30 protein-coding genes are annotated in these 26,215 nt (G+C 72.5%); 16 read left to right on the top strand and 14 right to left on the bottom strand.

From position 1 onward, the window contains the following. Positions 1 to 72 precede the first annotated feature (72 nt). Positions 73 to 2,178 carry a GDSL-type esterase/lipase family protein gene (locus K8U61_RS25335; RefSeq protein WP_224121510.1) on the top strand — a complete coding sequence of 702 codons (2,106 nt, stop codon included), beginning with the start codon at positions 73 to 75 and terminating at the stop codon, positions 2,176 to 2,178. A gap of 33 nt (positions 2,179 to 2,211) precedes the next feature. On the opposite strand, the gene K8U61_RS03165 is transcribed toward K8U61_RS25335, so the two are convergent. Further along, positions 2,212 to 3,693 (bottom strand): trypsin-like peptidase domain-containing protein, encoded by a 1,482-nt coding sequence (locus tag K8U61_RS03165; RefSeq protein WP_224121509.1) that lies wholly within the window; start codon positions 3,691 to 3,693, stop codon positions 2,212 to 2,214. Between the two features lie 117 nt (positions 3,694 to 3,810). Further along, positions 3,811 to 5,244 (bottom strand): MocR-like transcription factor YczR, encoded by a 1,434-nt coding sequence (gene yczR / locus K8U61_RS03160; RefSeq protein WP_224121508.1) that lies wholly within the window; start codon positions 5,242 to 5,244, stop codon positions 3,811 to 3,813. A 61-nt stretch (positions 5,245 to 5,305) separates the two neighbouring features. Here yczR and yczE point away from each other — a divergent pair, with 61 nt between their 5' ends. Further along, positions 5,306 to 5,950, top strand: a complete 645-nt coding sequence (yczE, locus tag K8U61_RS03155) for a membrane protein YczE (RefSeq protein WP_224121507.1) — start codon at positions 5,306 to 5,308, stop codon at positions 5,948 to 5,950. 3 nt (positions 5,951 to 5,953) lie between these two features. Here the strand turns inward: yczE and K8U61_RS03150 are convergent, their stop codons facing one another. Together K8U61_RS03150 and K8U61_RS03145 are read right to left on the bottom strand one after the other, a co-directional pair. Continuing rightward, the gene (locus K8U61_RS03150; RefSeq protein ID WP_224121506.1) at positions 5,954 to 7,294 is read right to left on the bottom strand and encodes a ferredoxin reductase family protein; all 1,341 of its coding nucleotides are present in this window, start codon (positions 7,292 to 7,294) and stop codon (positions 5,954 to 5,956) included. A gap of 57 nt (positions 7,295 to 7,351) precedes the next feature. Next, positions 7,352 to 7,918, bottom strand: coding sequence for an O-methyltransferase (locus tag K8U61_RS03145; protein ID WP_224121505.1), 567 nt, complete (start codon positions 7,916 to 7,918; stop codon positions 7,352 to 7,354). 397 nt (positions 7,919 to 8,315) lie between these two features. On the opposite strand from K8U61_RS03145, the gene K8U61_RS03140 reads away from it, so the two are divergent. The 5 genes from K8U61_RS03140 (at position 8,316) to cimA (ending at position 14,271) form a co-directional block, all read left to right on the top strand. Beyond that, positions 8,316 to 8,453 (top strand): hypothetical protein, encoded by a 138-nt coding sequence (locus K8U61_RS03140; RefSeq protein ID WP_224121504.1) that lies wholly within the window; start codon positions 8,316 to 8,318, stop codon positions 8,451 to 8,453. Between the two features lie 10 nt (positions 8,454 to 8,463). Next, entirely contained in the window at positions 8,464 to 9,537 is a 1,074-nt protein-coding gene (locus tag K8U61_RS03135) for a 3-isopropylmalate dehydrogenase (RefSeq protein ID WP_224121503.1), read from the top strand. 91 nt (positions 9,538 to 9,628) lie between these two features. Further along, a complete protein-coding gene (locus K8U61_RS03130) occupies positions 9,629 to 10,717 on the top strand; it encodes a branched-chain amino acid aminotransferase (RefSeq protein WP_224121502.1) in 1,089 nt (362 codons plus the stop codon). A gap of 189 nt (positions 10,718 to 10,906) precedes the next feature. After that, the gene (locus K8U61_RS03125) at positions 10,907 to 12,478 is read left to right on the top strand and encodes a serine/threonine-protein kinase (RefSeq protein WP_224121501.1); all 1,572 of its coding nucleotides are present in this window, start codon (positions 10,907 to 10,909) and stop codon (positions 12,476 to 12,478) included. 212 nt (positions 12,479 to 12,690) lie between these two features. Continuing rightward, complete coding sequence (gene cimA / locus K8U61_RS03120) at positions 12,691 to 14,271, top strand: citramalate synthase (RefSeq protein WP_224121500.1); 1,581 nt, start codon at positions 12,691 to 12,693, stop codon at positions 14,269 to 14,271. A gap of 45 nt (positions 14,272 to 14,316) precedes the next feature. Here cimA and K8U61_RS03115 read toward each other — a convergent pair whose 3' ends face one another. After that, positions 14,317 to 15,432, bottom strand: a complete 1,116-nt coding sequence (locus K8U61_RS03115; RefSeq protein ID WP_224121499.1) for an NDMA-dependent alcohol dehydrogenase — start codon at positions 15,430 to 15,432, stop codon at positions 14,317 to 14,319. 73 nt (positions 15,433 to 15,505) lie between these two features. Continuing rightward, the gene (locus tag K8U61_RS03110) at positions 15,506 to 16,099 is read right to left on the bottom strand and encodes a TetR/AcrR family transcriptional regulator (protein ID WP_224121498.1); all 594 of its coding nucleotides are present in this window, start codon (positions 16,097 to 16,099) and stop codon (positions 15,506 to 15,508) included. 74 nt (positions 16,100 to 16,173) lie between these two features. Between K8U61_RS03110 and K8U61_RS03105 the strand changes: the two genes are divergently transcribed. From K8U61_RS03105 to K8U61_RS03085, 5 genes are read left to right on the top strand one after another with little or no spacing between them, the layout of a single operon-like run. After that, complete coding sequence (locus K8U61_RS03105) at positions 16,174 to 16,725, top strand: NAD(P)H-dependent oxidoreductase (RefSeq protein ID WP_224121497.1); 552 nt, start codon at positions 16,174 to 16,176, stop codon at positions 16,723 to 16,725. Between the two features lie 16 nt (positions 16,726 to 16,741). Then, entirely contained in the window at positions 16,742 to 18,154 is a 1,413-nt protein-coding gene (locus K8U61_RS03100; RefSeq protein ID WP_224121496.1) for an amidase, read from the top strand. Continuing rightward, complete coding sequence (locus K8U61_RS03095; RefSeq protein WP_224121495.1) at positions 18,148 to 18,693, top strand: GNAT family N-acetyltransferase; 546 nt, start codon at positions 18,148 to 18,150, stop codon at positions 18,691 to 18,693. The genes K8U61_RS03100 and K8U61_RS03095 overlap by 7 nt, the downstream gene beginning before the upstream one ends. Then, complete coding sequence (locus tag K8U61_RS03090; RefSeq protein WP_224121494.1) at positions 18,690 to 19,076, top strand: VOC family protein; 387 nt, start codon at positions 18,690 to 18,692, stop codon at positions 19,074 to 19,076. Before K8U61_RS03095 ends, K8U61_RS03090 begins: the two co-directional genes overlap by 4 nt. Before the next feature lie 4 nt (positions 19,077 to 19,080). Then, positions 19,081 to 19,737, top strand: coding sequence for an SDR family oxidoreductase (locus K8U61_RS03085; RefSeq protein WP_224121493.1), 657 nt, complete (start codon positions 19,081 to 19,083; stop codon positions 19,735 to 19,737). On the opposite strand, the gene K8U61_RS03080 is transcribed toward K8U61_RS03085, so the two are convergent. Next, positions 19,692 to 19,988, bottom strand: coding sequence for a hypothetical protein (locus K8U61_RS03080; protein WP_224121492.1), 297 nt, complete (start codon positions 19,986 to 19,988; stop codon positions 19,692 to 19,694). The two genes, K8U61_RS03085 and K8U61_RS03080, sit on opposite strands and share 46 nt — an antisense overlap. A 47-nt stretch (positions 19,989 to 20,035) precedes the next feature. On the opposite strand from K8U61_RS03080, the gene K8U61_RS03075 reads away from it, so the two are divergent. Both K8U61_RS03075 and K8U61_RS03070 read left to right on the top strand, forming a co-directional pair. Continuing rightward, positions 20,036 to 20,449 (top strand): MmcQ/YjbR family DNA-binding protein, encoded by a 414-nt coding sequence (locus K8U61_RS03075; protein WP_224121491.1) that lies wholly within the window; start codon positions 20,036 to 20,038, stop codon positions 20,447 to 20,449. Between the two features lie 4 nt (positions 20,450 to 20,453). Further along, positions 20,454 to 21,068, top strand: coding sequence for a hypothetical protein (locus K8U61_RS03070; protein ID WP_224121490.1), 615 nt, complete (start codon positions 20,454 to 20,456; stop codon positions 21,066 to 21,068). A 112-nt stretch (positions 21,069 to 21,180) separates the two neighbouring features. Here the strand turns inward: K8U61_RS03070 and K8U61_RS03065 are convergent, their stop codons facing one another. The 3 genes from K8U61_RS03065 to K8U61_RS03055 are packed head-to-tail and all read right to left on the bottom strand — an operon-like array spanning position 21,181 to position 23,083. Further along, a complete protein-coding gene (locus K8U61_RS03065) occupies positions 21,181 to 21,792 on the bottom strand; it encodes an energy-coupling factor transporter transmembrane component T family protein (protein ID WP_224121489.1) in 612 nt (203 codons plus the stop codon). Further along, positions 21,789 to 22,478 (bottom strand): energy-coupling factor ABC transporter ATP-binding protein, encoded by a 690-nt coding sequence (locus K8U61_RS03060; RefSeq protein WP_224121488.1) that lies wholly within the window; start codon positions 22,476 to 22,478, stop codon positions 21,789 to 21,791. Before K8U61_RS03060 ends, K8U61_RS03065 begins: the two co-directional genes overlap by 4 nt. Beyond that, entirely contained in the window at positions 22,475 to 23,083 is a 609-nt protein-coding gene (locus K8U61_RS03055) for a biotin transporter BioY (RefSeq protein WP_224121487.1), read from the bottom strand. The genes K8U61_RS03060 and K8U61_RS03055 overlap by 4 nt, the downstream gene beginning before the upstream one ends. Before the next feature lie 107 nt (positions 23,084 to 23,190). Here K8U61_RS03055 and K8U61_RS03050 point away from each other — a divergent pair, with 107 nt between their 5' ends. Further along, positions 23,191 to 23,754, top strand: coding sequence for a TetR/AcrR family transcriptional regulator C-terminal domain-containing protein (locus K8U61_RS03050; RefSeq protein WP_224121486.1), 564 nt, complete (start codon positions 23,191 to 23,193; stop codon positions 23,752 to 23,754). Here the strand turns inward: K8U61_RS03050 and K8U61_RS03045 are convergent. Then, positions 23,751 to 24,113 (bottom strand): nuclear transport factor 2 family protein, encoded by a 363-nt coding sequence (locus tag K8U61_RS03045; protein ID WP_224121485.1) that lies wholly within the window; start codon positions 24,111 to 24,113, stop codon positions 23,751 to 23,753. The two genes, K8U61_RS03050 and K8U61_RS03045, sit on opposite strands and share 4 nt — an antisense overlap. 68 nt (positions 24,114 to 24,181) lie before the next feature. Between K8U61_RS03045 and K8U61_RS03040 the strand changes: the two genes are divergently transcribed. Further along, the gene (locus K8U61_RS03040) at positions 24,182 to 24,628 is read left to right on the top strand and encodes an iron chaperone (protein ID WP_224121484.1); all 447 of its coding nucleotides are present in this window, start codon (positions 24,182 to 24,184) and stop codon (positions 24,626 to 24,628) included. 156 nt (positions 24,629 to 24,784) lie between these two features. Here K8U61_RS03040 and K8U61_RS03035 read toward each other — a convergent pair whose 3' ends face one another. From K8U61_RS03035 to K8U61_RS03025, 3 genes are read right to left on the bottom strand one after another with little or no spacing between them, the layout of a single operon-like run. Further along, on the bottom strand, positions 24,785 to 25,345 hold the full coding sequence (locus K8U61_RS03035) for a GrpB family protein (RefSeq protein ID WP_224121483.1): 561 nt from the start codon (positions 25,343 to 25,345) through the stop codon (positions 24,785 to 24,787). After that, on the bottom strand, positions 25,342 to 25,638 hold the full coding sequence (locus tag K8U61_RS03030; RefSeq protein ID WP_224121482.1) for a DUF2087 domain-containing protein: 297 nt from the start codon (positions 25,636 to 25,638) through the stop codon (positions 25,342 to 25,344). Before K8U61_RS03030 ends, K8U61_RS03035 begins: the two co-directional genes overlap by 4 nt. Continuing rightward, positions 25,635 to 26,204, bottom strand: a complete 570-nt coding sequence (locus tag K8U61_RS03025; RefSeq protein ID WP_224121481.1) for a M23 family metallopeptidase — start codon at positions 26,202 to 26,204, stop codon at positions 25,635 to 25,637. The genes K8U61_RS03030 and K8U61_RS03025 overlap by 4 nt, the downstream gene beginning before the upstream one ends. Between the last annotated feature and the right edge of the window lie 11 nt (positions 26,205 to 26,215).

Below are 26,215 nucleotides of genomic sequence, written 5' to 3'. Positions count from 1 at the left end.
CCCACTTTGGGCGATGGCTCCGGCCCACCGCGCCACTAGAGTCCAGCAACTCGGTGCTCCGGAGGCTCGGCTGTGGACACATACCGAATCGCACGTATCGCCTGGCGACTGATCCTCATGATCGGCGCCGCGATCCTGCTCGCGTGGCGCTGTCGCGAGGGCGTCTCGACCGTCCAGGTCGGCATCGTCTTCATCCTGTACGTCGCGGCCGCGACGCTCTGGGTCCGCGGCCAGTACGAGGCCTCGACCGAGGCGGTGCGCCAGGACGACGAGTCGCTCCGGCCCTACGCGTTCCCCTACGCCGTCTCCGGCCTCGTCGCGCTGGTCGGCTTCGTCCTGCTCGTCATCGGACTGAGGTGGGACAGCGGGACCTGGCTGCTGGTCGGAGCGATCGTCGCCTACTTCGCCCTCGGCTACCTGCTCATGAGGTTCCGCGGCTACCGCGACCCGGAGCCGGGGGATCCGGACCCCGGCTTCCGGGGCTGGTGGCGGAGCCACCCGGTCACCGTCCGGCTCGCGGTCGGTGGGGGCTGCCTCCTCGTCTCCGTCGTGCTCGTCCTCGTCGGCCTCCTGGCGCTGGCGGACGGTGGTCTGGCGGCCGCCGCCGCGACCGGGGTGGGACTGCTGGTGGCGCCGATCGGCCTGGCGCTCCTGGCGGAGCCGGCCACCCGCTTCGTCCAGGGGCGCGGCCACTGGCCCTGGGGCGTGGCCGGCGGCCTCGCCGGCGTGGTCCTCTTCGGCCTGGCGACGGGTGTGGCGATGAGCCGCGTCGACACCCCGCGCGTCGCCCTGATCGCGTTCGTGGTCATCGGGCTCCTCGTCCTCGCGATCGTGTCGAGCACCCAGGCCGACATCGCGATCGTCATCGCCCTCGTCTGCCTCATGGGGGTCACGAACGCCCGGGAGCCGAAGCCCGATGCGCTCCACCCGCAGCCCGGACAGGGCCGGGTGCTCGTGGCACTCGGCGACTCCTACATGTCCGGCGAGGGAGCGAAGACCTACTACGAGGAGGCCGTCGACGAGGACGCGGGCACCCACGAGAACCACTGCAACCGGGCACCGACCGCGTGGGCCGCGCTCGCCGGTCAGACACCACGGCTCTTCGACTCCGTCGAGTTCCTCGCCTGCTCGGGTGCCCGCACCTTCAACGTGCAGCACCGGGAGGGTGGTGAGCATCCGCCCCAGAAGGTGCAGTACAACGAGCCGGCGACCCAGCTCGACCAGTACGACGCGTTCGTCGACAGCATGGGAGGAGCGGACACCTTCACCCCGAAGCTGGCGGTGATCAGCCTCGGGGGCAACGACTCGGGCTTCTCCACCATCGGTGCGATGTGCCTCGCGCCCGGCGACTGCCTCGACGAGAAGGACATCTGGGAGGGCAGCCTGCCCCAGGTGGAGACCGCCCTGGAGGCGACCTTCGCGCAGGTGTCCGACGAGTTCCCGCGGACCCCGGTCGTCGTCACGGCGTACCCGAACCCGATCTACGCCGACGAGCAGGGGAGGCCGGTCGACTGCCCCCAGGTCACGCTGTCGCCCGCCGACCTGACGTTCATCAGCGAGTTCCTGCCGATGCTGAACGACACCGTGCAGAAGGCCGCCCGGAGCCAGGGCTTCTTCTTCCTGGCGGACATGGAGGACTCGCTGAAGTCCGCGCACCTCCAGCTCTGCGACCCCGGCAACAACGACCACCCCGGGATCAACTACATCGGCCTGAAGTCGGTCGGCGGCATCGCCGAGCAGCGGTTCAACCCGAAGAACTGGTACCACAACAGCCTGCACCCCAACGAGCGTGGCCATGCCGCGATGCTGCAGGTCTTCGAGAACTGGTACGAGGACGACGACAACGTCGGCATCCGCCTCGGCGGCACCGTCCGCGACCGGGCCGCGCTCGCCGACGACGGGTCCGGGGCGGAGGCCGAGGACACGGACGCGGTGACCACCACGCCCTGCGACCTCGTCGGCGACGACCAGAGCACCACGGTCAAGTGCCGCGACGAAGGCACCAGGTGGGCCAAGGGTCAGGTCGCCGACAAGCTCCTCCCCGGGAAGGGCGGCTGGTGGGGTCCGCTCTTCGGCCTCGGAGCCCTCGGGGCCTGGCTGCTGAGCGTGGCGCTCTTCGGCACCTGGAAGCCCTGGTGGGGCAAGCGGTCCCCGAGCCCGACGGGAGCCCGGACCTGACGGTCCGGGCCCTCGCGCGGGCAGGTGGTGGCGTCACGAGCGGCGCGCCCCGCACGCCCCGCAGAAGGCGGTGCCCTCGTGGAGGTGCTGACCGCAGCTGCTGCAGTACGGCGTCGGGCGGCTCGCGACCGCCGTCGGCGCCGCGGGCGGCGCGGGTGCCGGGCCGAAGCCGGTCGGGGTCGGGGCCGTCGCAGCGGTCGGGGCGACCGAGGCGACGGGAGCCGTCGCGGCAGGGGCCGACGGGCCGATCACGGTGGTCGGCGTGGTCGGCGTGGTCGGCCGGCGCCGCCGGCGGAGCAGGACGACCAGGGCCGTGAGGCCGCCGCCGATGGCGATCACCACGGCGCCCGCGAGGGCCGCCCAGGCCGCCCAGCCGGAGCCGTCGGTGTCCTCGGCCGGCGCGGGCAGGTCCTTCGCCTTCTCGAGGTAGGACTCGGCCAGGCCGTTGGCGGGCTGGTCGTCGAGCACCTCCTGGAGGTCGGTGACGGCCGCGTCGCGGTCGCCCCCGAAGAACGCCCGGACGCCGTCGCGGTAGGTGGCGGTCGTGTCGGACACGGTGTTCTCGACGCCGGCGCTCGCCATCAGCTCCTGGATCCGCTCGGCCGGTACGGCGTAGTTGAACGGCTCGCCCACGAAGTGGGAGCTGTTCACGCCGATGACCCGCCCGTCGGCGTCGACCGTCGGTCCGCCGGACATGCCGCCGGAGAGCTCGGCCGAGAGCTGGAAGACCGAGAGCAGGCCGTGCGAGACGGTCTTGATCGAGCTGACCGTGCCCGGGTCGAACGTCGGCGTCAGGTCGGGATCGGTGAAGGAGTCGATGACGGCCGGGTAGCCCACGGCGACCACGCCGGAGTTGATCTCGACGTCGGAGGTGTCGGCGAGCTCGATCGCGTTCAGGTCGCTCTCGTCGACCTTCAGGAGCGCACCGTCGCCCTCCTCGTACTTCTGGAAGGCGAGCACGCGGGCGGGCTTCTGCTTCTGGACCTCGACGCCGGAGACCGAGCCGCCCCACGACACGTTGACCTCACGCTCGGCCTGGTCGCGGTGGACCTGGTCGTCGCTGCCCAGGATGTCGACGCGGTAGTCGCCGACGACGTCGTCGACCGAGAGCACGCTGCCGCTGTACCCGTAGTAGTTCTCGAGGGCCCACTGCGCCGCCTTCTCGCGCACGGCCTCCTTGCCGCCCTGCGGGTCGACGCAGTGGCCGGCGGTGGCGACGTAGCCGTCGGGGTTCACCACGAATCCGGTGCACTGCATGGTGACGGTGAAGGGCTTGTCGGTCGTGAGGTACTGCCGGTTGTAGCGGTCGTACACGTAGCCCGACCAGGTCACGGTCTCGTAGACGACGGACGGCTGGACCAGGGCGGCCACCTCGATGGAGGTGTCGCCGCTGGCCGGTGCATCGGTGGGCCCGGTGGTGTCGTCGGCCGCCGCGGGGCCGGCGAGGGCGAGGGTCGTGGCGGCGAGGGCCGCGGTGGCGGCGGCGCCACGACGGATGAGGCGATGGGTCTTCACGGTGCTTCTCCCGTTCGGGTGGATGAGTGATGTCCGAACGGTGGTCCAGTCCACTTGGGGATCACTTCGAGTGGTCTGGGTATCGACTGGAGGTGGCGCGACGGGCGCGCCCGGTGGTCAGGCGACCATCACCCGGTTCGGCCGGCCGGTCGACGTCGGCCGCTCACGGACGACCGCCCACGCGTCGGCGATCCGGCGGACCGCCTCGGTGAGCTCGTCGACGGGGCGGGTCCACGGGATGCGGACGAAGGTGTCGAGGCCTCCCTCGGCGGCGAAGACGGGGCCGGGCGCGATGATCACGCCACGGCGCTCGGCCTCGGCGGCGAGCGCGGTCCCGTGGGTGCCGGGCAGCCGGCACCAGAGCGCGAGGCCGCCGGTCGGGAGGTGGAACCCCCAGTCGGGCAAGGAGGCAGCGACGGCGGTGGCGAGGGCGTCGCGCTGCTCGCGCAGGCGCTCGCGGTTGGCCGCGAGGATCGCGGACGCGTCGGCCAGGAGTCGGGCGAGCACGAGCTGCTCGAGCACGGGGGCGCCGAGGTCGAGGGAGACGCGGGCCTGGGTGAGCCGCTCCATCTGCTCCCGCGGCGCTCGGATCCAGCCGAGCCGCAGCCCGCCCCAGAAGGACTTGCTGGCGCTCCCGACCGTGATCGTGTCCGGAGCGAAGCAGGCGAAGGGACGCGGCATCTCCTGCCCCTCGAGGGCCAGGGAGGCGTGGGCCTCGTCGACGATCGCGACGGTGCGGGTCCGGCGCAGTGCCGCGGCGTACTCCTCGCGCTGCCCGGCGGTCATCAGGTGCCCCGTCGGGTTCTGGAAGTCCGGGATCAGGTAGGCCAGCCGCGGCGCGCTCTGCCGCAGCGTCGCGGCGACGGCGTCGAGGTCCCAGCCGTCCGGGTCGACCGGCGACGGCACCAGGCGGGCGCCGGCGTGGCGCAGCGCGTCGGTCGCGTTGGGGTAGGTCGGGGACTCGACGAGCACCCGGTCGCCGGGCGAGGTGAAGGCCTGCGCCACGATCGCGCCGGCGGTCAGCGCACCCGGCGTGATCATGATCTGCTCGGGCGAGGTCGGCAGCCCCCGCGCGTCGTACGTCGCGGCGACCGCGGCCTGCAGCTCGGGCAGCCCGGCGGGGAAGTAGCCGTGCCCGCCGAGGTAGGCCGGGAGGTCGCCCGCCGCCTCGGCGTACGCGTGCGCGATGCCCGGCGGGGCCGACGGCGCCGCGCAGTTGAGGTCGATCGCGTCGCCGTCGCCGGCCCGGGGGAGCAGCGCGCGGTCGTGCGCCCGGGAACGGCCCCCGGGCACCCGGGTGAAGGTGCCGGCGCCCTGGCGCGCCTCGGCGTAGCCGGCCTCGCGCAGCGCGGCGTAGGCCCGGGTCACCGTGGTCCGCGAGACGCCCAGCGCCTCGGTCAGCTCGCGCTCGCTCGGCAGCCGCAGCCCGACCCCGATCCGGCCGTCGCCGATGAGGAGGGTGAGCGCGTCGGCGAGGCCGGCGTACGCGGGGGAGCGGTCGAAGCCGTCGACGAGAGTGGCCACGCGCGAGGCGCCGATCGTGGGGGACATGCAGGCCACTGTCGCACGATTGGCTATTCAGGAGAAGGCCAATCGTGGCGAGACTGGTCCCGTGAGCACGATCCTCCTGGCCGACCTCGGCCCCCTCGCCCAGCTCCGCAGCGGCCGCCTGGGCCGCCGACTGCCCCAGCTCTACGTCGGGCTCGTGCTCTACGGGGTCTCGATCGCGATGCTCCTGCAGAGCGGCTACGGGCTGGCGCCGTGGAGCGTCTTCGAGTCCGGCCTGATCCAGCACGTGCCGCTCACCCTCGGTGAGGCGGTGATCGTGGTCAGTTTCGTGCTGCTCCTGCTGTGGATCCCGCTGCGCGAGGTCCCCGGTCTCGGCACGATCTCCAACGCGGTCATCATCGGCGTCGCCATCGACGCCACCACGGCGGTCCTCCCCGAGCCCGACGCGATCGTGCTGCGGGTCGGCCTCATGGTCGGGGGAGTGGCCCTCTGCGGGCTGGCGACGGCGATGTACATCGGCGCGCAGTTCGGCCGCGGCCCACGCGACGGACTGATGACCGGCCTCGCCCGCCGGACCGGCCGCTCGCTGCGCCTGGTGCGCACCTGCCTCGAGATCGCCGTGGTCCTGGTCGGCCTCTCGCTCGGTGGCGCCCTGGGCATCGGGACCGTCCTCTACGCCCTCGCGATCGGCCCGCTCACCCAGCTCTGGCTGCCGGCCTGGACGATCCACCCCGTCGAGCGGGGCTAGGGGTCACCGCCAGTCGAAGTACTCGCGGTGGATGTGTCGGGCGGGCACGCCGGCGGCGCGGAGATCGCGCTGGAGGTCACGCAGCATCGGCTCGGGGCCGCACATGAAGACGGAGAGGCCCTGGACGGATTCTGCGGCCTCGGCCAGCACCCGGGTCGCTGTCAGGCGTCCCGCCACCGCCGAGTCGGCCAGGTGCAGGCGTACGGCGGCCGCTCCCGACGTCCGGGCCGCGAGCTCCTCGGCGAACGGCGCCGGCGAGCCGGTGAACGCGTAGTAGAGGTCGACCTCGCCGGGTGGCGGGTGCTCCTCGATGGCCCGCACCCAGCTGAGGAACGGCGCGATGCCGACGCCACCGGCGATCCAGACCTGGCGGGCGGTGCCCTTGCGGTGGTCGAAGCGACCGTGCGGACCGCCGATCACCGCCGGCATCCCCGGCTCGAGCAGCTCGGGCAGTGCCCGGGTGTAGTCGCCCAGTCCCTTGACCGTGAAGCGCACGAGGTCCTCGCTGGGGGCGCTCGCCAGCGTGAAGGGGTGGCGGTGCCACCCGTCCTTGGCCTCGATGTAGACCAGGGCGAACTGGCCCGGGCGGAAGGTCATGGGCCTGCCGAGTGGCCGCAGCGCGATCTCGACGAGGTCCTGGGCAACCCGGGTGACGGTGTCGACCTCGTAGTCGTGCAGGGAGCGAACGAAGGAAGCGATGAGCTCTCGGTAGAGGTAGAAGACGAGGCCGACTCCGCCGAGCACGACGTAGGACCATCGCAGGACGTCCGACGTGGGGAACGGTGAGCCGTCCAGCAGCCCGTGCAGGAACGCGGCGCCGACCAGGACGCCGGTCAGGCGATGCACCTGGCGCCATCGGTCGTAGCCACCGAACAGCCGCCGGACGTGCCGGACTCCTGCGACGTCCTTGAGCCGCCTGACGACGATCCGCAGCGGGCGCGGCACGACCGACTGCCAGCGCGGCAGGATCGCCCACACGGCGAGTCCGACCATGCCCCAGGCGCCGATCGCGCCGAGGGTGCCACCCCAGCGGGAGTGGATCGGGCTCGCGGCCAGGGGGATGTGGCCGACGAGGAGCAGCAGGCCGGTGATGGCCATCCGCCGGTGCCAGATGGCTGCGCGATCGATGCCGTCGAACCATGCCTCCACCCAGGGCAGGCTGCTGATCAGCACGAGCGCGGCCGACAGGAGGACGACCGACACCGCGCCGAGGTACTGGCCGACGTAGGCGCGGGTGGGCTCACCCGCCGGGCGGAGGAGCGCCCACAGGGCCGAGTAGCCGACCAGGAGGGCGGCGATCGTCGCGGGTCCGACATGCCTCGCCGGGAGCGGCAGGGTCGGCATGGATGCGCATGCTAGCGCTCAGGGCTGGCGCACCGGCAAGACCTGCGGGACCGACGATCAGCGCCGGGTCGCGAGGACGACGGACGCGTCCGGCGCCACCATCACCTCGACCGCGGTGAAGCGGTCGTCGGTGAGCCACTGCTCGCGCAGGGTGTCGACCCGGCCGTAGCTGACCGGCGGCCACTGCTCGCACGGGGTGAAGTCGTCGAGCACGACGATGCCGCCCTCCTCCAGGAGGTCGGCCACGGAGTCGACGCCGACCTCGGTGGGCTCGCCGGAGTCGAGGAAGAGCAGCGAGAAGGGGCCTTGGTCGAGCAGCGTCGACCAGTCCGCCGAGCGCACCTCGACCTGCGGGTCGTCGGTGAAGATCTCGGCCGCCGCGTCGGCGAGCTTCTCGTTCAGCTCGGCGGTGAGGATGCGGGCGTCGCCGCGTACGCCGGAGCGCAGCCACGCCGTACCGACCCCGCACCCGGTGCCGAACTCGGCCATCGTCCCCTTCCGCGTCGCGGCCAGCGCCGCGAGCAGCCGGCCGGTCTCGTTGCGGCAGAACGACACGTAGCCCGCCTTGCGGGAGACGTCGAACGCACGCTGCACGATCTCGGGCAGGTCCGGGGGAGCACTCATGCTCGGCAGTCTCTCATCGAGAGACATCCGTCTCGAATCGCGAACACTCTGCGAAATGTCGTGGTCGGGAGGCGGGAGTTACCGTACGGTTTCATCACCATGCGGAGCGTCTTCGTACTCATCGACTGCCGCGGCGAGGCCTGAGAGAGGCCACCTCGCCGCGGTGTTCGGCGTTGCGGGTCTCTCGGTACGTCTCGATCGAAGACCCCCGCGGCTGGATCTCCTCCACAGATCCGCGCGATCCGCATCTCTGCTGGGTGTCAGCACTCGTGTGATCCACGAGCCCGCTCCGATCTTTGCCACGGAGTGTCTTCGTTCCAGGCGTACCGAGCCGAATGGAACACCACGACACATCCACCGCCGTCCAGGGGGCGGCTCGCAAGGAAAGAGCAGACCGATGTACGACATGTACCCCGAGTGGGGACCCGCCCAGCACCACCCCGACAACCCGCGCAGCCACGAGAACATCTCCGCCGCCGTCCAGGCCTCGCTCGACCTGCGGGACAACGGCGGTCAGCGTCCGGACGACAACTAGCCTCACGTCCATGACCACTGACTCGAACTCGGCCACCGGCGCCATCAGGCTCGCCGTCATCCCCGGCGACGGCATCGGGCAGGAGGTGACCGCCGAGGCCCTCAAGGTGCTCGAGGTCGCGTCCCCTGCCGGCGTGAAGTTCGAGCAGACCCGCTACGACCTCGGCGCGGAGCGCTACCTCGCGACCGGCGAGGTGCTGCCCGACTCCGTGCTCGGCGAGATCCGCGAGCACGACGCCATCCTCCTCGGCGCGGTCGGCGGCAAGCCCGGCGACCCGAACCTGCCTCCCGGCATCCTCGAGCGCGGCCTGCTGCTGCGCCTGCGCTTCGAGCTCGACCACTACGTCAACCTGCGGCCGTCGCGCATCTTCCCCGGCGTCCCGGGCCCGCTTGCCGACCCAGGCGAGGTCGACTTCGTGGTCGTGCGTGAGGGCACCGAGGGTCCCTACACCGGCAACGGCGGTGCACTCCGTGTCGGCACGCCGCACGAGATCGCCACCGAGGTCTCGGTCAACACCGCCTTCGGTGTCGAGCGCGTCGTCCGCGACGCCTTCGCGCGCGCCCAGCGGCGCCCGCGCAAGAAGCTGACCCTGGTCCACAAGACCAACGTGCTCGTCAACGCCGGCGCCGTGTGGTGGCGCCTGTTCAACGAGGTCGCCGGGGAGTACCCCGAGGTGACCACGGACTACATGCACATCGACGCCGCCACGATCTTCATGACCACCGACCCCGCGCGCTTCGACGTGATCGTCACCGACAACCTCTTCGGCGACATCATCACCGACCTCGCCGCCGCCATCACCGGCGGCATCGGCCTCGCCGCGTCCGGCAACGTCAACCCCGACCGGACGACGCCGTCGATGTTCGAGCCCGTCCACGGATCGGCGCCCGACATCGCGGGTCAGCAGAAGGCCGACCCCACCGCCGCGATCCTCTCCGCGTCCCTGCTGCTCGACCACCTCGGGTACGCCGACGCCGCCGCCGTCATCGAGGCCGCGGCCGTCGAGGACATCGCCGCCCGCTCGGGCGAGGCCCGCCGTACCTCCGAGATCGGCGACGCCATCGCCGCTCGAGTATCGAGCTGACGCCTCTTCGTCCATTCGCACGGACGGCCGGGCACACCTTGGTGTGCCCGGCCGGTCTCATTTACCTGGAAGGCCTACTAAGTTGTCCCCCATGGAGATCAGCACCACGACGTCGAGCGCGGCGGTCTCGGACGAGCGCCTCGCGGAGATCCTCGCCAACCCCGGCTTCGGCACCCACTTCACCGACCACATGTTCACGGTCGAGTGGACCCCGGACGCCGGCTGGCACGACGCGCGGATCGAGCCCTACGGCCCCCTCACCCTCGACCCCGCGACCGCGGTCCTGCACTACGCGCAGGAGACCTTCGAGGGGATGAAGGCCTACCGGCACCCCGACGGCTCCATCTGGTCCTTCCGGCCGGAGGAGAACGCCGCCCGCATGGTGCGCTCCAGCCACCGCCTCGCGCTGCCGGTCCTCGACGTCCCCGACTTCGTCCAGGCCGTCGACGCCCTCGTCCAGGTCGACCAGCGCTGGGTCCCGGACACGACCGCCGAGGGGTCGGGGGAGAAGAGCCTCTACCTGCGGCCGTTCATGTTCGCCTCCGAGGCCTTCCTCGGGGTGCGCCCGGCGCAGCACGTCACCTTCATGGTGATCGCCAGCCCCGCCGGCTCCTACTTCAAGGGCGGCGTGAAGCCGGTCAGCCTCTGGCTCACCGAGGAGTACACCCGCGCCGGCCGTGGCGGCATGGGCGCGGCCAAGACCGGCGGCAACTACGCCAGCTCCCTGGTCGCCCAGCAGGAGGCCTCCGGCCACGGCTGCGACCAGGTCGTCTTCCTCGACGCCCAGGAGGGGAAGTACGTCGAGGAGCTCGGCGGCATGAACATGTACTTCGTCTACGCCGACGGCCGGATGGTCACCCCCGAGACCGGCACCATCCTCGAGGGCATCACCCGCGCCAGCATCATCGAGCTCGCCGGCAAGATGGGCCACCAGGTCGAGGAACGGAAGTTCTCCATCGACGAGTGGCGCGAGGGCGTCGCCTCCGGCGACATCATCGAGATCTTCGCCTGCGGCACCGCTGCCGTCGTCACCCCGGTCGGGGAGCTCAAGTGGGACGGCGGCTCGGTCGGCACCCCCGAAGGGGGCGAGGGCCTCTGGCAGAAGATCCGCCAGCAGCTCGTCGACGTCCAGTTCGGCCGCGCCGAGGACACCTTCGGCTGGATGCACCGCATCGTCTGACGTGCACCGACGACCGGCATGGGTTAAGGTTAGGCTCACCTAACATAGACCTGTCCGACGTCGTCGCCACAACGCCAGCGGACAGACGGTGAAGGGCCTGGCCCCTCCGAGCGAGGAGGAGCCAGGCCCTTCTGTCGTGTCGACGCCGCCCTCCCCGACCGGCGTCCCGGACGCGGGTAGCCTCGGCGCGTGACGAGCTCTCCCGCCGGTCCCCGGCCCACGGTGGGCGGCTACACGCTGCTGGCGCCGCTCGGCGAGGGCGGCATGGGCGTGGTCCACCTGGCCCGTCGCGGCGAGGGGGAGCGGGTCGCGCTGAAGGTGCTGCGGCCGCACATCGTCGGCGACCAGGAGGCCCGCCAGCGGCTCGCGCGCGAGGTGGGCTCGCTGTCCCGGATCCGCAGCCGGTGGGTGGCCGAGATCGTCGACGCCGACCCCTGGGGCGAGGTGCCCTACGTCGCGACCCGCTACGTGCCCGGCCTCTCGCTGCACGACCTGGTCGTCGAGGAGGGCGCGATCACCGGGCCGGACCTCTCCTGGCTCGCGGCCTGCCTCGCCGAGGGGATCGCGTCGGTGCACGCCGTCGGCGTGCTGCACCGCGACGTGAAGCCCTCCAACGTGCTCATGGAGGGCCGGACCCCGATCCTCATCGACTTCGGGCTCGCCCGGGTCGCCGACGACCCGAAGCTCACCCACACCGGCTGGCTGCTCGGCACCCCGGGCTACCTCGCGCCCGAGATCCTCTACGGCGAGGACGCGACCGAGGCCTCCGACGTGCACTCGTGGGCGGCGACGGTCGCCTACGCCGGACTCGGGCGACCGCCCTTCGGCCGCGGCCCGTCGATGGCGATCATGGACCGGGTCCGGCGCGGCCAGTTCGACCTCGACGGGCTGCCCGACGACCTGCGCCAGGTGGTCGCGGCCGCGCTCGACCCCGAGCCCCGCCACCGCCCGACGCTCGAGCAGGTGCTGGCCTGGTTGCGGCCGCTCACGACGCGGCCCGAGCGGCCCGCCGTCGCGCCGCCGACCGCACCGGAGCACGACCCCTACACGGTCCCGCTCGCGCTGGCCGCGCAGGCGGCGGCCGACGACCAGACCGACGTGTGGCCCGGCCACGAGCAGGCCGAGCCGTTCACCCTCGCGCTGCCGCCGGAGGGCGTGACGCTGCCGTGGGACGCGGCCCCGGCCGAGCCGCGGGTCGCGCCGGCCGAGCGCTTCCGGCGCGGGGTGCTGCTGGTCGCTGCCGCGGTCGTGGTCGGTGCCGCCTGCGCGGCGTACCCCTGGGTCAGCCTGTCCGTCCTCCTGCTCGCGGTCTGGCTGCTGCGCAGCGGCTCGCTCGCGGCGTCCGCGCACGGTCAGCGCCGGCAGCTGCGGGGGCGCAAGTGGTACGACGGCGTGCAGCTGCTCGTCGCCGCGCCCTGGCACCTCGTGCAGTCGATCCCGGGCGCGGTGCTGCTGGGCCTGTGGGGGCTGACGCTGGCCGCGTCGGCCGCGCTGATCTGCTACGCCGTCGCGACCGGGGTCGCGCTCGCGCTCTTCGTCTGCGGCGTCACCCTCGCGGTGTCGCTGTGGTGGGGGCCGGGCGGCTCGCGGCTGCGCGGGCCCGTCGCGCGGGTGGTGAACCCGCTGTCCGCCGACCCGCGCCGGTGGGTGGTCGCCCTCGTGCTCGTGACCGCGGCCGGGGTCGCGCTCGGGATGGTCGTCGACATCGACGGCACCAGCTGGACGCCGGGTGACCGGCGCCCGCTGTCCGACCGGCCGTGATCCCGCCAGTGGCCGAGCCCGTGATCCAGATCGCGAGACTCCTCGCCGACGGGGGCGTCGCGTGGCACGATGGTGGCGTGCCTCACCAGGAGATCATCATTTCGTAGCGCGTCGTCGCTCCCGCCCGGGAGAGCCCGACGCGCCAACCTCTCGTCCTCGAGAGGTTTTTTTGTTGCTCCGACCAGCTTGCTGACCGACCGAGAGAGAACCCGATGGACCTGCACGGCGGCTTCCACGTCTACGACACCACCCTGCGCGACGGCGCGCAGCAGGAGGGCCTCAACCTCACCGTCGCCGACAAGCTGTCCATCGCGCGCCAGCTCGACGGCCTGGGGGTCGGCTACATCGAGGGCGGCTGGCCGGGCGCCAACCCGAAGGACACGGAGTTCTTCCGGCGCGCCCAGCAGGAGCTCGACCTCAAGCACGCGAAGCTCGCGGCCTTCGGCGCCACCCGCCGTGCCGGGGTGAAGGCCGCCGACGACCCGCTGGTCGCGGCGCTGCGCGACAGCGGTGCCCCGGTCGTGACGCTGGTGGCCAAGTCGCACGACCGGCACGTCGAGCTCGCGCTGCGGACCACGCTCGAGGAGAACCTCGCGATGATCCGCGACACCGTCTCCCACCTGCGCGCCGAGGGTCAGGAGGTCTTCCTCGACGCCGAGCACTTCTTCAACGGCTACCGGGATAACCGCGACTACGCGCTCGAGGTGCTCCGCACGGCGTACGACGCGGGCGCCTCGGTGATCGCGCTCTGCGACACCAACGGCGGGATGCTGCCGTCCTGGGTCTCCGACACCGTGCACGACGTCATCGAGTCGACCGGCGTCCGCGTCGGCATCCACGCGCACAACGACACCGGCTGCGCCGTCGCCAACTCGCTCGCCGCCGTCGACGCCGGCGCCTCGCACGTGCAGGGCTGCATCAACGGCTACGGCGAGCGCACCGGCAACGCCGACCTGGTCGCGGTGGTCGCCAACCTCGAGCTCAAGCTGGACCGGACGGTGCTCCCGCCGGGCCTGCTCGGCGAGGCGACCCGGATCGCGCACGCGGTCGCCGAGGTCACCAACTTCCCGCCCGCGTCGCGGCAGCCGTACGTCGGCAGCTCGGCCTTCGCCCACAAGGCCGGCCTGCACGCCAGCGCGATCAAGGTCGACCCGAACCTCTACCAGCACATGGACCCCGCCGGTGTCGGCAACGACATGCGCCTGCTCGTCTCCGACATGGCCGGCCGCGCCTCGATCGAGCTCAAGGGGCGCGAGCTCGGCTTCGACCTCTCCGGCGACCGCGACCTGGTGACCCGGATCACCGAGCGGGTCAAGGTACTGGAGTCGCGCGGCTACACCTTCGAGGCCGCCGACGCCTCCTTCGAGCTGCTGCTTCTCGAGGAGGTCGAGGGGCGGCGCCCGTCGTACTTCGACGTCGAGTCGTGGCGCGTCATCACCGAGACCCGGCCCGGCGACGACGCCGTCTCCGAGGCGACCGTGAAGCTCCTCGCCGACGGCGTCCGGTACGTCGTCACCGGCGAGGGCAATGGCCCGGTCAACGCCCTCGACCAGGCGCTGCGCGCCGCGATCGAGCAGGCCTACCCGGACATCGCCAAGCTCGAGCTGATCGACTACAAGGTGCGCATCCTCGACCAGGGCCACGGCACCGACGCGATCACCCGCGTGCTCATCGAGACCAGCGACGGCGAGTCCTCCTGGGTCACCGTCGGCGTCGGCGCCAACGTCATCGAGGCGTCCTGGGGCGCCCTCGTCGACGGCGTCACCTTCGGCCTGCGCAAGCACGAGGTCTGAGGCCGGCCCGCGCGGGAGTTTCATCGTCCAGGCACGGGAGCCGGCTCAGTAGACGATCACCCCGCGCAGGTTGGTGCCGGCGTGCATGTCCTCGTAGCCGAGGGCGACCTCGTCGAGCTTGTAGGTGCGGGTGACCAGCTCGTCGAGCTTGAGGTGCCCCTCGCTGTAGAGCCGGAGCAGCGTGAGCACGTCGGTCTTCGGGTTGGAGGCGCCGAAGAGCGAGCCCTGGATGCGCTTCTGGAAGAGCGTGATGTCGGCCAGCGAGATCGGGGCGCCGACGTCGGCGATGTTGCCGAGGCCGGTGACGACGACGGTGCCGGCCTTGCGGATCGCGGCCATCGCCTGGCCGAGGTGCTCGCCCTTGGTGACGCCGACGGTGACGATGGCCGAGTCGGCGCCCTGGCCGTTGGTGAGCGACTGCGCGAGCTCGGTCGCCTCCTCCATGGTCGCGAACGCATCGGTCGCGCCGAGCTCGAGCGCCTTGGAGCGCTTGAAGTCGACCGGGTCGACCGCGATGACGCGGGAGGCGCCGACGTACGCCGCCGCCTGCACCGCGTTGATCCCGATGCCGCCGACGCCCATCACGATCACGGTGTCGCCGGGCCGCACCTCGGCCGAGTTGACCGCCGAACCCCACCCGGTGCCGACGCCGCAGCCGACGAGGCAGGCCTTGTCGAGCGGCAGGTCGTCGGGCACCTTGATCGCCGAGTCGACGGCGACGGTGGTGACCTCGGCGAAGGTCGAGATGCCGCACATCTGGCCGACCGGCTGTCCGTCGTACGAGAGCCGGAAGCTCGTCGGGTCGTCCCACCGCGAGCCCATCAGCAGGGTCGCGCCCAGGTCGCAGAGGTTCTGCATGCCGCGTGAGCACCACGTGCAGCGGCCGCAGGACGGCAGGAACGAGAAGACCACGTGGTCGCCCTCCGCCCACCCGGGCGTGTGCGGCCCGACGGCGCGGACGACGCCGGCGCCCTCGTGGCCGCCGCAGAAGGGGTAGACGCCGACCGGGATGTCACCGGTGGCGACGTGGTCGTCGGAGTGGCAGAGGCCGGAGGCGGTCATCTGGACCTGGATCTCGCCCTGCTGGGGGTCGTCGACATCGAGGTCGACCACCTCGTACGTGCCTGGAGCCTCCTTGATGACCGCGCCGCGTGTGTGCATGCTTCCTCCCTCGAGATCGGTGACCGGACGTCACGTCTTCGAGGGTCCGCCCGCGGCGTTGGCGGACGGTTGGTCAGCGGCCGGCGATCCTGCGGGCCAGGTCCACCCAGCCCTCGAAGACCCGCTCGGCCGGGAAGTCGTCGAGCGTCTCCGGCTCGTCGATCGGCAGCTCCAGCGGCGCGAGCAGCGCGACGGCGAGGAGGGCGATGTCGCCGGTGACGCCGAGCTGGGTGAGCAGGTAGCGCACGTGGGTGGCGGCGAAGGAGTAGGCACCGCGTGCGCGGCCGCCCGACCGACCGGCCTCGCGGATCAGCTCGGCGTGCAGCAGCGTCGTGTCCAGCCGGGAGCGACCGAAGGCGAGCAGCCGGTCCCACGGCTCCGCGCCGGGGCCCAGGGGTGCCGGTCCGCCCATCACCAGGGCCTGCCACTCGGTCTCGGAGTGGTTGAGCACCGCCGCCATCAGGCCCTCGCGCGAGGTGAACCGGCGGAAGACCGTGCCCTTGCCGACCCCGGCCGCCGCGGCGACGGCGTCCATCGTGACCGACCGGGCGCCGCACCGCTCGACGAGCTTCTTGGCGGCATCGAGCAGCAGCTCGCGGTTGCGCGCGGCGTCCCGGCGCTCCGGCGGGGGAGCGCCGACCAGCGGCAGGAAGTGGGGGTCGGACATGTCGCCGTCACCCTAGTGAGGCAGGCCACCCGATGCCCCGGAATACAAAACGGACCGCGGTCCGTTTGACTGGCATGACCGCCACCACCATCGCCGTCCTCGTCGGCAGCCTGCGCGCCGACTCCGTGAACCGCCAGCTCGCCGAGGCGCTGCGCGACCTCGCCCCCGCCGACGTCACCCTCGACATCGTCGACGGGCTCGGCGAGGTGCCCTTCTACAACCAGGACGTCGACGTCCCGGGTCTCGTGCCCGACGCCGCCGCCCGGCTGCGCGAGCGCGTCGCTGCCGCCGACCGCGTCCTCGCCGTCACCCCGGAGTACAACGGCCGGATGCCTGCCGTCCTGTCCAACGCGATCGACTGGATCTCCCGCCCGTACCAGGCCGGCGCCCTCGCCGGGAAGCCCTTCGGCGTGGTCGGCACGACCCCGACGCCGTACGGCGGCCAGTGGGCCCACGCCGACGCCGTCCGCTCGGCCGGCATCGCCGGGGCGGTCGTCGTCGAGGACGTGACCGTCTCCCAGTCGGCCCTCGAGGTCGACGTGCTCACCGACCCCGACGTGCTCGCCCGGCTGACCAACGCGGTCCGCCTGCTGGCTGACCACGAGGTGGAGACCGCCGCGGCCTGAGGCTACGGTCGGGGACGTGGCCGACCTCCACGACCTGACCGCGCTCGAGCAGGGCGAGCTGGTGCGACGCCGCACGGTCTCGCCGCTCGAGCTCACCGAGCACTACCTCGAACGCGCCGACCGCATCGACTCCGGAGTCGACACGGTCGGCGCGTTCGTCACGCTCACCCCCGAGCTCGCCCGGGAGCGCGCGGCGACCCTGGCCGACCGTCCGGCCGACGCCGGGCCCCTCTACGGCGTGCCGACCGCGATCAAGGACCTCAACCTCACCGCGGGCGTGCGCACCACCTTCGGCTCGGCGGCCTTCGCCGACTTCGTCCCGGAGGCCTCCGACGGCGTCACGCTCTCGCTCGAGGCGGCCGGCCTGGTCAGCCTCGGCAAGACGAACACCCCGGAGTTCGGCTCGCCCTGCTACACCGAGCCGGACGTCGCCCCGCCCGCGGTGACGCCCTGGGACCGGACCCGCACCGCCGGCGGATCCTCCGGCGGCGCCGCGGCCGCCGTCGCGGCCGGACTGGTGCCGCTCGCCCAGGGCTCGGACGGCGGCGGGTCGATCCGGATCCCGGCCTCGTGCTGTGGCCTGGTCGGCCTGAAGCCGACCCGCGGGCGGATCAGCGGTCACCCCATGTACGGCGACCCGGTGGGCTTGGCCACGGCCGGACCGATCGCGCGGACCGTGGCCGACGCGGCGGCGATGCTCGATGTCCTCGCCGGTCGTCGGGTGGGAGACCCTGCCTGGGCGCCACCTCCTTCCGAGAGCTTCCTGGCGGCCAGCCGCCGCGATCCGGGGCGGCTGCGGATCGGTCGATTCATCACACCAGTCATCACCGACACTGCCGTCGACCCGGCGTGCGTCACCGCCTGGGAGGACGCCTCACGACTCCTGGAGTCGCTCGGTCACGACGTCGAGGACGTGCCGGTCCCGCTGCCTCGCGAGGCGGTCCCCGTCTTCGAGACCTGCTGGGCGGTGCTGACCGCGCTCTCCGTCGTACCCCCGGAGAAGGAGCACCTGCTCCGCCCGCTGACCCGCTGGCTCTCCGAGCGCGGCCGGGCGGTCAGCGCCCCGGACTTCGGCCTCGCGATCGGGGCGATGCGGCGCTACGCGGCCGCGGCGCTCACCGCGCTCGCGCCGTACGACGCGGTGCTCACCCCGACCCTCGCGACCCCGCCGGTGAAGGTCGGGGCGATGCGGGACGACGCCGACCCCGCGGCCGACTTCGAGGCTCAGAAGGACTTCACGCCGTGGACGTCCGCCTGGAACGTGACCGGGATGCCGGCGGTGTCGTTGCCCCTGCACTGGACGTCCGGCGGCCTGCCCGTCGGCGTCATGCTGGCCGCCCGGCCGGCGGAGGAAGAGCTGTTGATCTCGCTCGCGGCGCAGGTCGAGCAGGCCGCGCCGTGGGCCGACAGGAAGGCCCCAGGATGGTGAACCCGACCCACGCCGCGACCGTGCGCCGCTGCCACACCGCGGAGCTGACGCCGGCCGAGCTGACGGAGGCGCGCGCCCTGTGCGAGTCGTCCTTCGGCGACTTCACCGACGCCGACTGGACCCACGCGCTGGGCGGCATGCACGTCGTCGTCGAGGACGACGACCGGATCGTCGCGCACGGTGCCGTCGTGCTGCGCCGGCTGATGGTCGAGAGTGCCTGGCTGCGGTGCGGGTACGTCGAGGCCGTCGCGGTCGCCGACGACGCCCGCCGCGCCGGACACGGTGCGGCCGTCATGGCCGCGCTCGAGGAGCTCGCCCCGGGCTACGACCTGCTGGCGCTGAGCGCCTCGGCCGCCGGCGTTCCGCTCTACGAGTCCCTCGGCTGGGAGGTCTGGCGCGGCCCCTCGTCGGTCGCGACCGCCGTCGGGGTCGTGCCGACACCCGACGACGACGGCTCGATCTACGTCCGTACCAACGGCACACCGGTCGACCTCGACGCGGCGATCACCTGCGACTGGCGCGAGGGCGACGTCTGGTGAGCGAGCTGACGCCGTACATCTGCGTGGCGGACGCCCGTGCCGCGATCGACTGGTACGTCGCGGCGCTCGGCGCCGAGGTCACCCACGAGCCGATCGTGATGGACGACGGTCGCGTCGGGCACGTCGAGCTGGCCGTCGACGGCGCGCGCTGGATGATGTCGGACGAGTTCGACAGCGCCGGCGTCGCCGCCCCCGATCCGGCCCGGCACCCTGCGGTCACGTTGCACCTCACCGTGGCCGACGTCGACGCGGCCTGCGCGCGGGTGACCGCGTCGGGCACGACGCTCGACCGTGGTCCCGAGGACAGCCCGCCGGCCGGCCGGGTCGCGGTCTTCCGTGACCCCTTCGGCCACCGGTGGTTCCTCCATCAGCGGCTAGCGTGACCCCATGAGCCGACCGGTCATCGTCATCGTCGGAGCAGGCCCGGGCGTCAGCGGCTCGGTGGCGCGCGCGTTCGCGCGGGACGGGTACGACGTGGGCCTGCTCGGCATGGACGCCGACCAGCTGACCGGCCTGGCCGCCGAGCTCGAGGAGCTGGGCGCGACCGTCGGGCACACCGTCGCCGACGTCACGGACGCGGAGGCGACCGCGGCCGCGATCGCGCGCTTCGGCGAGCACACCGGCCACATCGACGTGCTGCACTTCAACCCGAGCGCCTTCCGGGAGAAGGACCCGCTCGAGCTGACCGTCCCGGAGCTGCTCGAGGACGTCAGCCTCGGGGTCGGTGCCCTGCTGACCGCCGTCCAGGCGGCGCGGCCGTACATGTCCACCGGCGGCCGCGTGACCGTCACCGGCAGCATGGCCGCGGACAAGCCCTGGAACAAGGCGGCGTCGCTCGGCGTGCAGAAGGCAGGTGTCCGCAACCTGGTGCACAGCCTCGACGCCACCCTGAAGGAGGACGGCATCCGCGCGGTGTCGGTCACGGTCCGCGGCACGCTGTCCAGGGAGGGGGCCTTCACCCCCGACCGGGTCGCGGAGGCGATCCGGGCCGCCGCCGCTCAGGACGAGAGCGAGTGGCGCTCCGAGGTGACGTACTCCGGCTGAGGCCGTCCCGCGAAGACGACGCCGCTCCCGGCCACCACCGCGACCAGACCCGCGAGCCCGGCCAGCAGCGTGCGGTCGACGAGGGCGTCCCGGCACACCGGGGCCGGCGCGTCGGCGAGCTCGCTCGCGCCGACGACGGTGGAGCAGGACACGTCGCGGCCGTCGTACGTCGTCGTCACGCCCGTGGACAGCAGCAGCGCGCAGGTCGCGCCCGCGACGACCGCGAGCAGCAGGGCGATCCTGCGGACCATGGGTGGATGCTACGACCGCCGGCCGCTCGCGACCTAGGCTCTCGGCCATGAGTCGCCGCGCCCGGGTCGAGGACGTCCACGAGCTGGCGCTGGCCATGCCGCACGTCACCGTCGTGCATGGCGAGCGCGCGCAGAATCCCGTCTACCAGGTCGGCGGCAAGTCCTTCGTGTTCTTCCGGACGCCGCGGCCCGATGCGTTCGACCCCGAGACGGGGGAGCGGTACGACGACGTGATCGTGCTCTGGGTGCCGATGGAGGACAAGGAGCCGATGGTGCAGGACCCGTCGACGCCCTACTTCACGACGCCGCACTTCGACGGCCACCCGTCCGTGCTGCTGCGGGCCGGCCGGATCGGTGAGCTGTCGCTGGCCGAGATCACCGAGGTGGTCCAGGAGGCCTGGCTGTCCCGCGCGTCGAAGCGGCGCGCTGCCGACTGGCTCGCGGCGCATCCGCCACACTGACGCCGTGCACCTCTCGGCGTACCCGCGGTGGCTGGCGCTGACCGCGCTGGCGTACGCCGTCCTCCACCACCTCGGGCTGCTGCCCGACGGCCTCGGTGCCGGCCCGGACGACACCCGCATCGCCGACTGGCTCGACCTCCTCGTGCCGTGGCTGGTGCTGGTGCCCGCGGCGCTGACGCTGCGCGCGGCGCCCGCGGACGAGCGCACCTGGTGGATCTTCGGCGCCGGCGCGCTCGCCTACGCGTCCGGTCACGGCATCCACCTCGCCGGCAACTCGGTCGGCAACGCCGACCCGGGCGAGACCGCGCACCTGTGGGACGAGGTCGTCGGACACACGATCTGGTACGCCGGGGTCACGCTCGTGCTCGTCGCCCTCGCCCGCACCATGCGCGGCCGTGAGCGACCGGGCGTCGTCGGCTACCTGCTCGCCCTCGCGGTCGGCCTGACCTGGGCCAGCAACGCCGTCGGTGGCGGCACCGAGGTGCTGTCGCTCCTGGTGGCGCTGGCCGCCGCGGCGTGGGGCTGGCGGCACCGCCGCGAGCTCGGGGTCGTGCTGCTCGTCGGGTTCGCGCCGGCCGCGGTGGTGCTGGTCGCTGTCGGCGTCGCCGCGCTCGGCTGACGAGGAGATTCATCGGCCGGCCGACGAATCTGGTGCCGGGACGACGAAGCTTCATCGTCCCGGCGAGAGTTTCATCGGCCGGCCGACAAAACTCGCGCGCGGGCCGGCAGCGTCAGTCCTCGCCGATCCCGCGGGCGTGGAGGGCGTCGCCGGTCTCGTGGGCGCGGGCGACGACGCGGATCACGAAGGGCGTGAGGTAGGCGCGAGGGTGGCGGAGGCCGCGGGCGCGTGCGGCGTCGCGGGTCTCGACCGCGAGGGCGACGGTGCCGGGCAGCGCCTGGATGGCGAGGCCGACGGTGAGGGCGATCCGGTCCGGGTCGACGCCGACGTGCCGCAGCGGACGGATCCAGCGGATGAAGGCGTCGAGCATGGCGTTGACCTGGGTCGTCGCGGTCACCACGATCGCGGCCAGAGCGAGCGCGAGCAGGTCGACGACCGCCTCGATCGCGCGCGACGGACCGTAGAACACCCACTGCAGCGCGCCGAAGATCGCCCCCATGTAGAGCACCGGTCGCAACGAGCGCAACAGCAGGCGCGGCTCGATCCGGGCGACCACGGCGAGCAGTGCGGCGACCGCCAGGAAGAGCCACGACGCCGGCATGCTCCGCACGAGGACCACGGTCAGGCTGAAGGCCGCGAGCCCGGCGACCTTCGCCCCGACCCACGCGCGGTGCAGGAGCGTGTGGCCGGGCTGGTAGACCCCGAAGAGGTACGCCGAGCTCATGTCGCGACCGATCCGACGTAGTCGGCGACGGCCTCCTCGGGCGGCCCGTCGAAGCGCACGCGGGCGTCCTCGACGACGATCACCCGGTCGCACCGCCGGGCCAGGTCGAGGTCGTGGGTGACCAGGACGAGCTGCTGGGGGACCCCGAGCAGCACGTCGCCGACGAGCCGGGTGTTGGCGAGGTCGAGCAGCGTGGTCGGCTCGTCGGCGACCACGATCGACGGCTCGACGGCCAGCACCCCGGCGAGCGCGAGCAGCTGCCGCTGACCGCCGGAGAGCGTGTGGACGCTGCGGTCGGCGTGCTCGGCGAGGCCGTAGCGCGTCAGCACGTCCAGCGCCTGCCGCCGCCGCTCGACCGCTCCCTTGACCGACCGGCGCAGCGACAGCTCGACGTCCTCCACGCAGGTCGGCATCACCAGCTGCGCGGAGGGGTCGGTGAGGCAGAAGCCGACCCGCCGGCGTACGGCGCGGCCCTCCCGCGCCACGTCGAGGCCGTCCACGACCACGCGGCCCGAGCTGGGCAGCACGAGGCCGTTGACCAGCCGCGCCATCGTCGACTTCCCGGAGCCGTTGGCCCCGATGAACGCGACCCGCTGCTCGGTCAGCCGCAGCGACGTCGGCGTCAGGATGGTCCGGTCGCCGTCCGGGGTGGGGACGACGACCGAGGCCTCCTCGAGCTCGATCAAGCCTTCGGCCTCCGGGCGAGCAGCTGCGGGAAGGCCCGGTGCACCTCGGCCGCGACCAGCGCCACGACCAGGATCTTCACGGTGTCGCCGAGCCAGAAGGGCGCGTCGTAGGAGAAGGCGGTGTGCCACGGGACGTCGAGGTAGATCTTCATGCCGACCACGCCGCACAGGTGGTTGAGCACCATCGCTGGCACGCAGCAGAGGAAGACCACGATGGCGCTGGTACGCCGCTCGCGGGCGACGTACTGCACCAGGAGCCCGGCGAGCGCCGCGACGAACGGGAAGGACCACAGGTAGCCGGCCGAGACGCCGGTGAAGGGCGCGAGACCCGCGGTGTGGCCCGCGAAGACCGGCAGGCCGATGGCGCCGAGCAGCAGGTAGAGCGCGTTGGCGAGGAAGCCGCGGACCGGGCCGAGCACGGCACCGGCGAGGATCACGCCGAAGGTCTGGAGGGTGATGTCGACGCCGGCGCCGCCGACCGGGATGCCGCCGACGACGGCGCAGGCGGCGATCAGCGCGGCGAAGGCCGCGATCAGCGCGATGTCGGTCGTCGTCGACCGCCGGACGGCTGGGGCGGAGGTGGCGGGGGTCTCGGTCATGGCCATGCTCGGTTCCTTCGGGACGGACCTGAACGGTGGTCAGGTGAACGGCGTTCAGGTTAGGGTCGGGCCCGGCACCGGTCAACGGGAGCGAGCCAGAAGGAGCGAGTGACGTGCGTTACCGCCGCGCGGACGTGGTCGAGCAGGCGCTCGGCGTGTTGGACGCCTACGGCCTCGCCGACCTCACCATGCGCCGCCTCGGAGCGGAGCTCGGCGTGCAGCCCTCCGCGCTCTACCACCACTTCCCGAACAAGCAGGCCCTGCTCGCGGCCGTCGCCGACGAGATCCTCGCCCGCGGTCGCCGCGCCGACCGGCCGATCGCGTGGGACGACCGTGCGGCCGCCGTGTGCGCGGAGCTGCGCGACGCGATGCTCGCCTACCGCGACGGTGCCGAGCTGGTCGCGACCGTGCACGCCTTCGAGCTGGGCGCGGCGGCGCCGTACGACGAGCTGGCCGGCGCGCTCGCGGACGCCGGCCTCGACCCGGGCCTGGTGCCGACGGCCGCGCGGGTGCTGCTGCACTTCACCTTCGGCCACGTGCTCGACGAGCAGACGAACCTCCAGGCCGGCTCCGCCGGCGCCATCGACGGAGCGCCTCGCGAAGGCTCGGACTTCGCCGACGGCCTGACGATCGTGCTGGACGGCATCCGCCTCCGAGCCGGCGCCCGGTCCGGCTAGTCCGCCAGCAGGACCTCGAGCACGCCGATCCGGCCGTCGACGACGGTGACGAGGTCGAGCCCGCGCACCACGGCCGGCCCGCTCGTCGGTCCGAAGCGCCACGGGAGCGCGACCTTGTCGCCCAGGGAGTACGCCGGCCCGTCCTCGCTGAACGCGAAGTCGTCCGGCACCCGATCGAGGACCGCCTGCGCCTGCTCGACGATCGCGGCACGCCCGCTGACACTGCCGTCGTGGTCGACGAACCGCGGGACCTCGACATAGACCCGGGCGGCGGTCGCGACGCGTCGGTCGCGGTCACGCTCCCCGAACACGCCATGAAGGTTGGTGCGCAACAGCTCGATGACCTGCTCGTCCACCATGTCCGTCTCCCAGCACTGGTCAGGAATCGAGAAGCACCGCTGCCCCCGTGCTTCCTAGCGTTGTCAGCATGACGACCACCACCAAGCAGCAGAAGACCAGCGGGTTCACCGAGGCCGAGCGGGCCGCCATGAAGGAGCGGGCCGCCGAGCTCAAGGCCGAGGGCAAGAAGGGCGTGAAGAAGGCCGACGAGCTCCAGGCCCAGCTCGACAAGATCGCGGAGATGCCCGACGAGGACCGGGTCCTGGCCGAGCGCATCCACGCGATCGTCACCGCCGTCGCGCCCGAGCTCGACGCCAAGACCTGGTACGGCATGCCGGCGTACGGCCGCGACGGCAAGGCGATCCTCTTCTTCAAGCCGGCCTCGAAGTTCGGCGCGCGCTACGCCACCCTCGGCTTCAACGACGGCGCCCGCCTCGACGACGGCGAGATGTGGCCGACGGAGTACGCCGTCACCACGATGACCGACGCCGTCGCCGCGACCATCGAGCAGCTGGTCCGGAAGGCCGCGAGCTGAGCGTCGGCGAACCGTCCGTCACAACGACGTACAGAAGTCCACTCCCGGCGCCCGGCTGAGCGTGGCCGGTCGTGCCCGAAGCCACTTCTGTACGTCGTTGTGCATGCGCGCGACCGGCATGGTTGGGCCTGGACGACGAAGGGGGTCTCGCCGACGTCACCGGTTGACGTCGCGGTGGGATGGAACCTGGTTGCCGTTGATCGATGAGCGGTCGGTCTCGCTGAGACCTGCCGCTGCAAGCAGTCGCTGGACCATCGCGTTCTTGCGACTGCCATAGTCATCGATGTCGGACGCCACCGCGCCCGCGCGGCGCTTGACCTCTGAGTACTCGTCGCGAAGTGCTGGGTCCGCCCGCAGGATGTCGCGGACGCCCAGATGGTTACGGAGCGATAGGCATCCGTCCACAACGACGTAGGTGTGAGTGGCCGGGAGTCGTGCAGGTGTCCGGAAAGCCCATCGCTCTGGGATGCCGAGCTCTCCGAGAGGCTCGAACCCGAGGCTGACCATGACATCGGAGGCCGCGCGTACGTGGTGCGCGGCCACGACGATGTCGCAGTCGATCACGGGCTTGGCCGCTAGGCCGGGTACGGCGGTGCTTCCGACGTGCTCGATGGCAACGACCGGCACGCCAGCGCGTTCCAATGCCGCGGCGTCCTCGCGCCGCAGGCCCTCGAACCGAGCTGGCCAGATCGGGTCAGGATCGACGACCTCGATCACGATGGATCCGACACGTCGTACGTGCCGCCGCTGCGCCAGTAGATCCCGGCCTCGCGGGTGAGGAAGCCGTTCTCGACGAGGTAGCGGCGCAGCGCGGCGTAGTCGTCGTGGAAGCGACGCAGCACCAGGTTGACCTCGACCTCCTCGTAGCGGTCGCCCGGCTCGAAGGACTGCGCGAGGTGGTCGAGGACCACGAGCAGCTTGGCGTGCTTCGACGGGATCGTGTGGAGACGGCCGTCCTCGTCGAGGAAGTGCGAGAGGACCCGGGCGGCCTCGGGGTCGGCGGCGGTCATCGCTTCACGGGAGTGAGGCCGAGCAGCTTGCGCGGGAAGACCGCCGTCGACAGCCCGCCGCCGACCGAGCGCTGCTCGAAGTGCAGGTGGCAGCCGTCGGGCGCGCCCTGGTCGTTGGCCCGGGCGAACATCGTGCCCTTCCGCACCCGGTCGCCGACCGAGACGTAGACCTTCGCGGTGTGGCCGATGACGACGTCCCAGCCCAGGTGCCGGTTGCGGATCAGCACCGGGTTGTCGCCGTACGCCGGCCCGAGCGAGTCGTTCGAGACGACCCGGAAGCGCCGGCCGGAGTAGAGCGGCGTCCCGCACTGCATCGCGACGTCGATGCCGTGGTGGAAGCCGCGGTCGTCGCTGCACCGAGGGTCGGGGGAGTAGTAGGGCGCGCTGGTGCAGCCGAACGGCACCATGATCCGGTGGCTCCCGTCGAACCACGGCGAGGTGTAGCGGGTCTTGTCCTTGGTGTAGAAGACCCACCGCGGGTCGGGCCTGGCGTCGACGGGCGAGGCGAGCCCGGCGAGCAGGCCGAGTCCGAGCAGGCAGGCGAGCAGCAGGCGACCGAGGCGCATGCCTTCACGCT

Origin of the sequence: Nocardioides mangrovi, from assembly GCF_020073815.1 — a bacterium.
GTDB classification, from domain to species: domain Bacteria; phylum Actinomycetota; class Actinomycetes; order Propionibacteriales; family Nocardioidaceae; genus Nocardioides; species Nocardioides mangrovi.
The sequence above is the reverse complement of the archived record's forward strand: the minus strand, read 5'-3'. Positions and strand labels throughout refer to the sequence as shown.